Raw genomic sequence first — 12,478 nt, 5'->3', positions numbered from 1 at the left:
ATGTAGAATAACTATACTTCAATTTTATGCCTAGCATCTTGGCACTATTTGCCTTACTGACTTTGCATCTTGAAGTATCATGGGCATAGCTTAAGTTAATGGTTAACTTATAAAATAAATGGTGATTACATGGATTGTCCTTTTTGCCAAAGTGAACTGAATGAAGGCGCTATTAAATGCGCTCATTGTCATGAGTATTTATCAGAGCATGTCTGCCCCGACTGTTATGGGACATTACCTGCTGGTGCTAAGGTGTGCATGCACTGTCGTTATCGCTTTAGTCAGATAAGTGTTGATGTGGGTCAGTTGTCCATGGCATTCAACACGGAAGTGTTGGCCTCTTTGCTGTTTAGGTTTCGACTTCTTCCCCAAGAAATCATAACCGATGAAGATAAAATCACGATTAATACCCCCGGTGTGTTTAGACTGTGGAATAACACCGATGAAGTACCATGGAATAAAATTGCAGGGTTTAATTACCGTAGCGGTATTATTTGGGACAAGGTTGAAATTGAAACGCGTGGTCAGAAACCCAGTGTGATTATTGGATTATCTAAAGCTAACAGTGATGAATTACGTAGAGTTTTACAGTCTATTGTTAATGCTAACTAAATTGCTGTAGCGCGTTTAATTGTATTTGAAAAAAATAAAAAAGGGCTTTCTCACTGAGAAGGCCCTTAGTTTTTATTGGCTGTTAAGCTGTGGTGTTACTTTTCAATAACAGCATTAAAGCGCTCAAATGCTTCAGTTAAATCCGCAATTAAATCATCAGGATCTTCTAAGCCAATATGAAGTCTAATCAGTGGTTTACTGGTATCCCATGTTGTTGCAGTGCGCAGTCTATCAATACCGAATACACCTAAAATAAGGCTCTCATATCCGCCCCATGAAAAACCCATTTTAAAATGACGCATGTTTTCAACAAATGCAGTGACAGAGGCTAAGTTGCCTTGTTTTAATACAAATGAGAATAGACCATTACCACCACTAAAATCACGTTGATAAAATTCATGACCAGGGCAGGTTTCAAAGGCAGGATGACGCAGATGATCCACTTCAGGTCGGCTAGCTAACCAATTGGCGACTTTAAGCGCATTCTTATCATGCTGGGCCATTCTTACACCTAATGTGCGTAAACCACGCGCGGCGAGGTACACATCGTCAGGTGACGTAGTCTGGCCCATGATATAACTATTTTCACGCAGTTGTTCCCAATGTGCTTCATTGGCTGTTGCTGTGCCCATCATCACATCTGAATGGCCGACGATGTACTTGGTTGCAGCTTGGATGGAGATATCCACGCCCATTTCAAAAGGGCGGGAATTAATTGGCGATGCCCAAGTATTATCGAGCATTACCACAACATCATGTTCATGTGCGATTCGGCTTAATGTTGGCACATCTTGAATCTCCATGGTGATAGACCCAGGGGATTCTAGGAACAAGACTTTTGTATTCGGCTGGATTAAGTCTTTAATTCCTTCGCCAATAAGCGGATCGTAGTAAGTGGTTTCAATGCCAAAGCCTGCCAGCAATTTATTACATAAATCACGCGTTGGTTCATAGGCGCTATCGACCATTAATAAATGATCGCCACTTTTTAAGAAGGACAACAGAGCAGCACTAATAGCACCAGCACCAGATGGGTAAAGCGCAGTACCTGCGCCACCTTCTAATTCACTGATTGCTTGTTGAAAAGAGAAATGAGTAGGGGTGCCACGGCGGCCGTAAAACATTTCGCCATTGGTTTTGTTTTTAATCGCAAAACGCATGTCATCCATGGTATCGAATACGACTGTCGATGCACGATATACTGGCGGGTTAATAATCCCTTTTGAGTATTTCTTTTCTCTACCGACACTGACAATTTGAGTGGCTAGTTTGTCTTGCTGATTACTCATAAACTCATTCCCAATTGATACAAGGTGATGTTATCTATTAATTTAGCCATCCTACCATCTATACGGCCATAATAAAGCGCTAGTCGAATATAAATGACGATTTATCGTGTGCTTATCTTACTTAGAGTCTGTAATTGGAAACGCCAAACTAAATTGCACACCAGAACCATCAGCGAGGTTTTGTGCATGTATTTCCCCTTGATGAAACTCGGTGATTAATCTCACGATATATAGCCCTAAGCCTAAATGAGGCTTTGTTTGCATGCCTTGTGGTCTGATCGACACCATGGATTCAAAAATTTGCTCACTCATATCTTGAGGTAATAAAGGACCGTGGTTGCTAACCGTTAACTTGGCCATTTTTCCTGATTGTTTCAACGAAACTTCAATCGGAGCTTCAGTACTAAATTCAATCGCATTATTAATCAGTTTATCCATTAATTGGGCAATGTATTCTGGCACACCGCTCATAGACATAGTGTGCTCATCTATGGCGACAGCAAACTCGTTATCAGGATAGGTATATTGATACCCTTGCATACAACCGCTGACAACTTGTTGCAGTGAAAAATCACTTTGTTCAACATGGGATAAACTGGCTTCAAGACGAGTTGCTTCACTTAAATTATTTAAAATAAGATGTAAACGACTCACACCTTCTTGGGCGCGGGCGACATACTTTTCACTTGCAGGTTCAAGAGGTTGTAGACTTAAGTGTTCAAGAGAAGAACGCACCACTGCCACAGGGGTTCTAAGTTCATGGGATAAGCGTGATGACATGTTTTCAAGGTAATGGGTATATTGTCCTAGTCTGCCAACAATATTGGCAAAGCTACGTGACAAATCGCCTATTTCATCACGGGTTTTAGACGGCACAATTTGTTGTCTCACTCGGCCTTGGCTATCAATGGCTTGCTCAGATTGGTCGCGCAGTTTTCGAATGCGGCTTGAGATACTTGAGGCAAATATGAATAGCGCCAATGTGCCCATGCTCATAATCGTTAAGATGACATTAAATAACTTTTCTAAAGCGCGGTTACGTAACGTGCGGATCCCATGGGTGGTTTCTTCTGCAATGACAGCGCCCATGACTTTATCATCAATCCAAATAGGGCTAGCAGCAGCTAAAACAACGGCTTTGTTATCTGGTGTTAGACGCCAAGTTGAGGCCCGTTTGCCATTTAAAGCCTGTTGAATGTGACTGCCATTGAGTTCGGTTGAATCTTGCAATGAGTCAACAAAATCCTGTGGTGGTTTAGTGAGAATTTTATAATACAAAGGCAATAAGTGATCACTTTTAAATTGGCGCCAAGCACTGGCGGTTTCTGTTTCATTTAAACTTGAAGACCAGACATTGTTAGTCGCGCGAATATCCCCTGATTTTGCTAACACACGGCCGTGGTTATCAACCACCCAAATACGCGAGCTGTTATGGCTCATGCCTTTAATGATGTTTTCAATTTCAGGTGAGGGCACCAATACCGTCCCTAATTGAGCCACAGAGTCGATAGCGGAAGTGCCAATAATGGTATTCACAGTGCGAGTTTTAACATCGTCGACATTATAAATAGCAAAACCAAGCTTACTGCCCACCATAGACAGCGGCATTCTAAACTCGATATTGTAGCCATCTTTCGTCGCTAGCCATTGTCCTTGAATGCGAATTTCTGGTGTTACTGGCATGGACTGAGCTGGATCTTGAGGCAATTCGAATGCGCTTAACCAGCCATCTTGTGTGTTAGCAACGATATAACGTCTAAACTGGCCATCTGGTGATTGAGTGGCAATCACTAAGTGGTCGTTCTTATCGACACGTAAGCTATTTTTACTGCGATAAACCAACTGTTTATCGTGTACTTTAAAAAAACCATATAAGTAGCCGGCATATTTACCCACCATGTGGGTAAAGTGAATATCAACCGGTTGATTTTCATTTCGATTAAAAATCACATGATCACTAGCGTAATTGATCATACGGTGCTGGTATTGCTGCCAATCAATCAGCTTACCATCTAATTGAATTGGGCCTGATAATGGGTAAGCATAAAGGTCGCGGCCTTTTTCAACTTGGCTTAAAAAACTCGCTTGATGATTAAACAGTTTCGGCCGTTCATGCAACGCAGTTGCTAAAGCTTGGGTTGTGCCTTCTAAGGTTTTTTCTTGCCCATGTCGTAAATACTTTTCCATCTCCCACACATACTCATAACCCAGCCAAGGCAAGCAAAGTAAGAATAAAGACAAGATAACGACTTTGGCACGCAGACCTATGGGAATGTTAAACATTAGCTAACACTATCCCAGCGATAACCCATGCCGTAAACGGTATCTATACAATTAAAGTCTTTATCTGCGCTGATGAACTTTTTACGAATCCGTTTCACATGAGAAGTAATAGTACTGTCATCGACAAAAATTTTAGCTTCTTGCATTAGGTCTTGGCGACTGCGGACGTGCCCGGGATGTTTTGCCATCGCATGTACCATCCAAAACTCAGTCACGGTTAACTCAATGGGTTGTTGGTTCCAATACACTTGAATTCGATTGCCATCAATGGTTAATGCACCATGTTCTATGAGATTATCTTCTACGGTGGCAGCGCCAATGAGTTCTGAACGTCTAAAAAGCGCGGCAATACGGGCAATTAAATGCGGAAAGCTGACATCTTTTGATAAGTAATCATCTGCGCCTAAGCGAAGGCCGCAAACGGTATCAAAATCACTGTCTCTTGCGGTGAGAAAAATAATCGGCAAGCTGCTCGACATTGAACGAAGTGACTGACATAAGGTAAAACCCCCATCGATTTCATTTTCCAAACCGATATCAATAATAGCTAAGTCCGGAAGACGAGCATTGAAGGCCAGCATTGCTGCGGGGCGGTTGGCATAGCCCTGCACATTATAGCCTTGCTGTTGTAGCAATTCTTTGTAGTTTTCTCTAATAGCAACTTCATCTTCAACGATGGCAATTCTTTTCATGTATTGGTTTTTCTTGTGACTTATATGGCTGACTATACATGATTTTTAATCCAAAAAAATCGTCACAAAGTAATTGCCATATTGTTGCCACATTTCATCTCTACATTGCCATTTTTATGCCCCTTGGTTGCCATTTCTATTGTGTTTAATAGTGACATCGAATGAGACGCAGCGACATTCAAGTTTGTTTATTGAATCACTCATTGTCTCCTTCATTTTATGACTTAACTAGAACACAAAAGGAATCACCATGAAAAAGCAATTAATCGCAGTAGCCGTAATCAGCAGTTTATTTATTTCTACTATCTCAGTCGCTAATACTGAGCCAATGACCGAACAAGTCACTGAGCGTGAACACACTGAAGAGTTAGTCGGACTGACGTCAGGTGCAGTATTAGGCGCAGTGGTAGGCGGGCCTGTTGGTGCAATTATCGGAGCGTTTGCCGGTACCTTAATTGGTAAAACAGTAGGTGATGATTCTGAAATTCAAACTCAGAAAGAAATGTTAGTGCAGCAACAGCAATCTATTGAAATCCAAACGTCTGAGTTAACTGCCTTACATGAAAAACAGCAATCACTTGCAGAGGTGACGGATGAGTATTTACTCGTGCAATCGCAATTAACTGACTTGCGTGAAGCGCAGCAACAACAGTTACAAGAATTAGCTATTGGCTTGAATGTGCAGTTCAAAACAGGGTCGTCCACTATCGAGCCACACTTTGAGCAACAACTTGATGACGTGGCTTACTTAATGGCTTTATCTCCTGAATTAATGTTGGATTTGACGGGCTACGCAGATCGTCGCGGAGATAGCACATTTAACCAGGCGCTTTCTGAGCAAAGACTGATTGAAGTGACAAGTTATCTACAAAGCCAAGGCGTATCAGCTGAGCGTTTACATGCCAAAGCATTTGGGGCGTCAGCGCCACTACATGCCCAGCAAAGTTTTGAAAATGACTTTTTTGACCGTCGTGTCACATTGAAAATTATGCCTGTCGGTGAAGCTCTCGCTGCTAACTAATTAACCTTTATTAAAGATTCAACCTTCGTGAAACCTTGCTGACTTGGCAGCGTTTCATCGAAGGGAGTACCGAGTTCAAGGAGAGAAACGATGAAAAGGTTAACCCGTTACCGAAACAGGAAAATACCTAAAATTAGCAATACCACCAACAAGCTTGATCTAGCAGCCTATGGCTGTTCAGGCCTAATTCTGTTGGCATTGATGGTTTTGAATGTGTTGTTTCCAGTGCATGCTATGGGATCATCAGATCGCAGAAATACAGGCTCTGAGCATAAAGGAAATGACTTATCCGAAGTGACCCAAGGAATATTGCGTTATCAGGTTAATGGTCAGCAATTTGAAAGTTTACCCTTAAAAACGGATGTCAGGATGAAAGTCTCTGGCTGGACAAATAGGGTGAGTGTTAAGCAAACCTTCACAAACCAATCTAGTGATTGGATTAATGGTAGTTATATTTTCCCGTTATCGTCTAATAGTGCGGTTGATCAAATGCGCCTCATTATCGGCGAGCGGGTTATTGAAGGCGATATTCAACCAAAAAAGCAAGCTAAAGCCACATTTGAAAAAGCAAAGGCTCAGGGGAAAAGAGCCAGTCTCGTGTCACAGCAACGCGCTAATATATTCACCACAGAAGTCGCTAATCTTGGGCCGAAGGAAACATTAACGGTTGAAATTAGTTATCAAGAAAAACTGCGCTATAGAGACGGTGAGTTTAGCTTACGATTTCCGATGACGATTAACCCTAGGTATAAGCCAGGATCTTCGGCGGTTGATGGCGAGACTGTTAATCATAAGCCATTAAATGGGGTGACTGTAACGTCTGAATTATCGCAACAATCGTATGAATCTTTATCGCCAACATTGCCGTCATCACTGTTAAGTTTTTCACCTGAATTTTTATTGTACCCAGCGGCAGACGATCGAAGTGAGATTGATTACGAGCTGGATGATAAAAACTCAGACGGGGTAACGGTCAACTTACTAGTGGAATTAGAAGCAGGCTTTAATGTTGCAGATATCAACAGTCCATATCAAGAGATTAAAAAGGTTGGTGCAGGGGATAAATGGCAAATAGCGCTTGTGGGGCAACAAAAAGCCAATAAAGATTTTGTGCTGACCTGGCGAGCCCAGGCTAATGAAAGCTTATCGCCGCTGACAGCAGTGTTTACTCAGCAAGGTCAGACTCATGAAGTCGTTAATCAACAGAGTAAAGAACATAGTAATAAAAAGAGTAATGAGCATATTGATAACAAGGCAAAGCTTAATCAAGTGGAATATGGTTTAGTCATGCTGACACCTCCAGCAGCGTCAAATCAAAACCAATTTGTTCAAAGGGACCCAAATACAAACGATAACATCAGAAAATATCACGTGCCACGAGAGTTAATTTTAGTGATTGATACTTCAGGCTCAATGTCAGGCGGCTCTTTAGAACAGGCCAAACAAGCGATGCTTTATGCGCTTGCAGGATTAACCAGCCAAGATAAATTCAATGTGATTGAGTTTAATCACGCGACGAGTCAGTTATCTGAACAATCATTAGTAGGCTCAAGTAGCAATATCGGCAAAGCTAATCAGTTTGTCCGTCAACTTGAAGCCAATGGTGGGACTGAAATCAGTAAAGCCTTATCAGTGTCTTTGACTCACGCTGCAAATCAAGCTGGAAATAACGAGAATGAATTTAATCGCGCACAAGAGCATTCAACGTTGTTAAGGCAAGTTATTTTTATCACTGATGGTGCGGTGAGTAATGAGCATGGCTTGTTTCAGCAAATTGAAGCTGAATTAGGCGACAGCAGGTTATTCACTGTAGGGATCGGTTCGGCGCCTAATTCATACTTTATGGAACGTGCAGCTATGTTTGGGCGCGGTACTTATACATACATTGGTAAAACGTCTGAAGTAAAAAGCAAAATTTCGCAGTTACTCGCTAAAATCGAGAAACCAGTGAGTACAGATATTAAGTTAACTTATCAAGATGGCACAGTACCTGATTATTGGCCTGCTCAGATCCCCGATTTATATCAAGATGAACCATTATTAGTGAGTTATAAATCGCCTTCATATAACCAACAAAATTTAATTGTTTCAGGTTATAGCCAAGGGCAATATTGGCAACATCAGATAAACCGTAATGCACCCAAACAAGCAGCGGGTCTGGATTTAATCTGGGCAAATGCACAAATTGATGCAATTGAAGCCACCCAAAGTCGCAGCAACTTACAGCGAGTGAAAAAGCAAGTGGAAGCATTGGGAATGAAATATCATTTAGTTACTTCGCAAACAAGCCTAGTTGCGGTTGATAAAACGCCTGTGAACCCTATGGCCGAATTTAATCGTAATCAACAGGTGAAAAGACATATGCCTGGTGGCTGGAAAAGACCTCAAGGTGTTTTGCCTCAAACAGCCACCTCTAGTCGGCTAAACATCTTAATCGGGCTAAGTCTACTTATCATTGCTTTGCTACATGGCCTTTGGCTAAAAGGTTTGTTACCCGCACAGCGACTCATTTTGCCCAAAAATAACGAGCAAGGCGGGTCTTATGATGTCATTTAAATGGATTATTCCGAGTTGTGTGGCATTGATAGGAGTGAGTTTTTTATCGCAAGGAGCGTATATGCAAATTAAAGCTAATTTTGCTCAATATTTGATTGAGCAGGCATGGAGTAAAACCTTAGAAGATCAATTACCGCATAAACCTTGGAGCTGGGCAGATACACACCCTGTGGCTAAGTTAAAATTATACGCAGATAAAGAAACTGACTTATATCCAATAGGCCAGCCAATGTTTGTTCTCGCGGGGGCTTCAGGGCGAAACTTAGCATTTGGCCCAAGCTTAGTATTAAGTGGCGCTGGAGTGGGTGAGCAAGGTAATACCATTATTGCAGGGCATAGAGATACTCATTTTTTACCACTGCAACAAGTGAAGAAAGGGGACATTGTTGAGCTTGAAACATCATACGGAATGCAACAGAACTACTTAATCACGCATATTGATATCGTTCACGAAACACAAACTGAGGTACTTAATATGACAACGGATAACCAGTTAACTTTAATAACGTGTTATCCGTTTGAAGATTTATCTGCTAACAGCGATTATCGCTATGTGGTGACGGCCAAGAAAGTAAACAGTGGTCATCGTTTAATTTGAAATGGGCATCACTCTATTACGACCTAATCGTTTTGCTTCGTATAACAACTTGTCAGCACTTTCAATCAGCTGACTGGTTGTTTGTTTTTCTTTCCATTCACTGACGCCGAATGAAGCAGTAATATTATCAATACGTGTTTCGCTGCGTCGGTCTTTGACGCTCAGTTTTTCTATAGAGCGGCGCATGGCTTCAGCCAGTTGTCTTGCAATGCGTTGTTTGCTGTTAGGCAATAAAATTGCAAACTCTTCGCCACCAAATCGGTAAAGTTTAACCCCATCACGACAAGATTCCTGTAACCGTTTAGATACTACTTTGAGGACTAAATCCCCCAGCTGGTGGCCGAAGGTGTCATTGAATTGTTTGAAATGGTCAATATCGGCGATGATCAAACAAGCCCCTGACGGAGATTGACTGATAAGGGCATTAATATCTTCGTTAAATGCACGGCGGTTTAATGCTTCACTTAATGCATCAAATAAAACATCTTTTTCAGATTCAGCTAGGCGTTGTTTGAGGGTATTTATCTCTGATTGTGCTTTGTCCAATTGCTGGGTAAAACTAACGGTACTTGAATGTATATTTGCTGACTCACTGACGATATTGCGAACGACCTTGATAACTTGCTCAAGTGAAAAGCCTTTGCTTTCAAGTTCGCTTAACTTACTAAATTCTTTTTCAATTTTTGATTGAAAATTGTTGGTGTCATGATTAGTGTCTTTTAAGGATTGAGAAAGCTCGCAAACCATTGCATCAAGGTTTTGTCTCATATCACGCACATCTAGCTCAACGGGATCTGAAATGTGTTCTCGGTAAAGTAATTCGCTGGAAACAGGAGAGTATTGCTGGTTTTGTGCAATAGCTGAATCGAGGGCAAGGTTAAGCTTGGGATTGGATTCAGCCACATATGTGTACCAAAGTGCATAATTGGTCGGCGTGGTTGGAATGCTGTGTTTCAACATTAAAGGAACGGCTTTTTTTAAATTTAAAGCGGCAGATTTTAGTAGATCAGTTGACATGCAACCCCTCAATATCAGTTGAGGTCACTTTGCAAACTATCAAAAGAAAAGAGGCATAATTTTAATGAATGTTGATGCTTGAAAGTGACTTAATTATTAATCTTCAACGTTTTTGAAGCACCTTTATTAAGGTGCTTTTGAACATTAGAATGAATAGGATACGGCAAACATGGGGCCAGTAAAACTATAATTTATATTGTAATCTAAAGTTCTAAATTCTTTATCCAAGATACTACGAGAACGTTCAATATCAACGTCAACATCGTAATAATTATACGCCAAAGATAAGTGGAAGTTTTCACAGATCATGGCACTAACACCTGCTCGAATATCGACTAATGAACCTTTAAAGTTATCATACTTAATAGCAAAGTATTGTGCATGAGCACTAAACTGCCAACCTGGGTAAAATTCGTACATGCCGAATAAACCAATATTTGGTAAAGGTGCTGTTAACGCGTTATCAACAACTTTAGGCGTAAATGAGACGGTATCACATAAGCTATTTGGCTCGCTCGTTTCGCCACAGAGGCTAATGTCGCCTTCAAATATGGTTTCTACAAACATAGTATGCAAACCAATTGAGCCGCCTACAGTATAATCATTGCCTTCCCAAATATCATATCCGTAACCAATTCTTAAAATATCGATATTTAATGTGGTCGATAATTTAGCACTGCCGTCAATGATATAGCTTTGATCATTATCACCGAACTCAGGGATTTCGATATCAAAACCTAACTGTGGGGTATCGGCATTACGGTGTAATGACTTCCAATCGACATAAATGTGGTGGCGTTCTTTGAAGCTATATTGGAATTCAAAAAAAGGCAGGAATTGATCTTCGGTTAACAGCAAGTCATCCTCAAAATCGAGCAAATAATAATTACCCGTATCTTTAGCACTTTTCACTAGCATCGTTGAATCTGAGCTAGCGTAAAATGCACCAAGGGTAAATTTGTATTCGTCAGCTTTAACATGGCCAGTAGTACAAACCACAGCTAAAAGTCCTAAAGAGGCTCGCTTAAACATTTTATCTCCGCACTTAATATGAACTCATTGTGAGTTAGACGTGCTTTTTATTTTTATTTTATAATCAGGGTTATATCTTTTTGCGTACTAATACTAGCACTATGTAACTAAATGTGAAGGCTTTGTTGGTTAAAATGTGCTGAAAAGTGATCCTAGATCAAAGTTTAGAAGTATCGACAAACATCGGGCTAAAGCTAAATATTTGTATGATAAATTTAAATACCTGTTTTAAAAGCTTTAAGTTGAGTTTTATGGTGAGGCTTGGCTTGGTTTAATGAATCTTTAAAATGAAGTGTTCAGTGTGTTTAAGGGAACATTAATGGAATATTTACTGATTATTTTATGGAATTTACAGTCAGTATTTTGACTAAGTGTTAAAAATTTGTAATTGAGAGGGTTTGTCAATTTTTTGCTGATTTGATATTACGTCTACAAGTGTTAAAGCTAATTACTCTTTGCCATAATTTTGCTATAAAGCGATATTAAAATAACCTCGTACATTCCTGTTTGAGTATTAATCCATTATGGATACTGATTTATTAAAAACGTATTTAGAAGTTTATCGCACCCGTCATTTTGGAAAAGCTGCAGATAATCTATTTTTAACTCGTAGCGCGGTGAGCTTCAGAGTTAAACAGCTTGAGAATATGTTAGGTGTTTCGCTGTTTAATAGAGAGCGAAATAATATTCAGCCCACACCAGCGGGTGAGCGATTACTAGAGCATGCCAATGCCGTGTTAACCGCAGTTGAAAGGGCAAAGCAAGATGTATCATTGTCAGGCAGTCAGCTAGTACAACTTAGCCTTGGTATTGGACACAATGTTTGGGATAGCTACTTAAATAAATTGATGCAACCATTATGTTCTGGCTTACAAGACGTGTCTTTAAGAACTGATGTGATAACCACGGCTGTGATGTCAAAACAGTTGTCTGAAAGAACGCTAGATATCGCGCTAAGTTTTGATCCTCTGCGTATCGATGATATCGAAATCACTAAACTACACCGTGTGAATTTAATATTGGTGGCTGACAAGCCTGATTTATCGGTGAATGATATAAGCCAATACCAGTATGTGAAAGTGGATTGGGGTACCGCTTTTAATATCATGCATGCGCAAGAGTTAGCATACTTTCCCATGGCATCTCTACATACCAGTTCTGCGCAAATAGCATTTGATTATCTAATGAGCAATGGCGGTAGTGCTTTTTTGCCTGAAACGATGGTTGAGGAAAAGCTTTTACAATCTGAACTGTTTTTAGTTGAAGGCGTTGAGCCAATGCGCAGACATATTTACGCCGCGCATTGGATTAACAGTGAGCGAATTGATGAAATTGAACAAGCTCTGCTAGTACTTACACATAAAATTTATCGTTGATT

The 12,478-nt window shown here is 40.5% G+C and carries 10 protein-coding genes; 5 read left to right on the top strand and 5 right to left on the bottom strand.

Annotation, left to right across the window (positions count from 1 at the left end; genetic code table 11):
- The first annotated feature begins 129 nt into the window (after positions 1–129).
- Complete coding sequence (locus LMH66_RS12355; RefSeq protein WP_229370405.1) at positions 130–612, top strand: double zinc ribbon domain-containing protein; 483 nt, start codon at positions 130–132, stop codon at positions 610–612.
- 95 nt (positions 613–707) lie between these two features.
- Here LMH66_RS12355 and LMH66_RS12350 read toward each other — a convergent pair whose 3' ends face one another.
- The 3 genes from LMH66_RS12350 to pdsR form a co-directional block, all read right to left on the bottom strand.
- Positions 708–1,901 carry a cystathionine beta-lyase gene (locus LMH66_RS12350; RefSeq protein ID WP_229370403.1) on the bottom strand — a complete coding sequence of 398 codons (1,194 nt, stop codon included), beginning with the start codon at positions 1,899–1,901 and terminating at the stop codon, positions 708–710.
- Positions 1,902–2,018: 117 nt separating this feature from the next.
- The gene (gene pdsS / locus LMH66_RS12345; protein ID WP_229370402.1) at positions 2,019–4,184 is read right to left on the bottom strand and encodes a proteobacterial dedicated sortase system histidine kinase; all 2,166 of its coding nucleotides are present in this window, start codon (positions 4,182–4,184) and stop codon (positions 2,019–2,021) included.
- On the bottom strand, positions 4,184–4,876 hold the full coding sequence (pdsR, locus tag LMH66_RS12340) for a proteobacterial dedicated sortase system response regulator (protein WP_102529303.1): 693 nt from the start codon (positions 4,874–4,876) through the stop codon (positions 4,184–4,186). Before pdsR ends, pdsS begins: the two co-directional genes overlap by 1 nt.
- A 250-nt stretch (positions 4,877–5,126) precedes the next feature.
- Here pdsR and pdsO point away from each other — a divergent pair, with 250 nt between their 5' ends.
- From pdsO to LMH66_RS12325, 3 genes are all read left to right on the top strand, one after another.
- The gene (gene pdsO, locus LMH66_RS12335; protein ID WP_229370400.1) at positions 5,127–5,897 is read left to right on the top strand and encodes a sortase-associated OmpA-like protein PdsO; all 771 of its coding nucleotides are present in this window, start codon (positions 5,127–5,129) and stop codon (positions 5,895–5,897) included.
- A gap of 90 nt (positions 5,898–5,987) precedes the next feature.
- Positions 5,988–8,453 carry a marine proteobacterial sortase target protein gene (locus tag LMH66_RS12330; RefSeq protein WP_229370398.1) on the top strand — a complete coding sequence of 822 codons (2,466 nt, stop codon included), beginning with the start codon at positions 5,988–5,990 and terminating at the stop codon, positions 8,451–8,453.
- The gene (locus LMH66_RS12325; RefSeq protein WP_102529306.1) at positions 8,440–9,051 is read left to right on the top strand and encodes a class GN sortase; all 612 of its coding nucleotides are present in this window, start codon (positions 8,440–8,442) and stop codon (positions 9,049–9,051) included. Before LMH66_RS12330 ends, LMH66_RS12325 begins: the two co-directional genes overlap by 14 nt.
- Here the strand turns inward: LMH66_RS12325 and LMH66_RS12320 are convergent.
- Together LMH66_RS12320 and LMH66_RS12315 are read right to left on the bottom strand one after the other, a co-directional pair.
- Complete coding sequence (locus tag LMH66_RS12320; RefSeq protein WP_229370396.1) at positions 9,043–10,068, bottom strand: GGDEF domain-containing protein; 1,026 nt, start codon at positions 10,066–10,068, stop codon at positions 9,043–9,045. The genes LMH66_RS12325 and LMH66_RS12320 overlap by 9 nt on opposite strands.
- 144 nt (positions 10,069–10,212) lie before the next feature.
- Complete coding sequence (locus LMH66_RS12315; protein ID WP_229370395.1) at positions 10,213–11,100, bottom strand: hypothetical protein; 888 nt, start codon at positions 11,098–11,100, stop codon at positions 10,213–10,215.
- A 524-nt stretch (positions 11,101–11,624) separates the two neighbouring features.
- Here LMH66_RS12315 and LMH66_RS12310 point away from each other — a divergent pair.
- Positions 11,625–12,476 (top strand): LysR family transcriptional regulator, encoded by an 852-nt coding sequence (locus LMH66_RS12310; RefSeq protein WP_102529309.1) that lies wholly within the window; start codon positions 11,625–11,627, stop codon positions 12,474–12,476.
- The last annotated feature ends 2 nt before the right edge of the window (positions 12,477–12,478 follow it).

The organism is Shewanella sp. 10N.7, assembly GCF_020806285.1.
Taxonomy (GTDB): domain Bacteria; phylum Pseudomonadota; class Gammaproteobacteria; order Enterobacterales; family Shewanellaceae; genus Shewanella; species Shewanella electrodiphila.
Note: the sequence above shows the minus strand (reverse complement) of the source record. Positions and strands in the feature narration are given on the sequence as shown.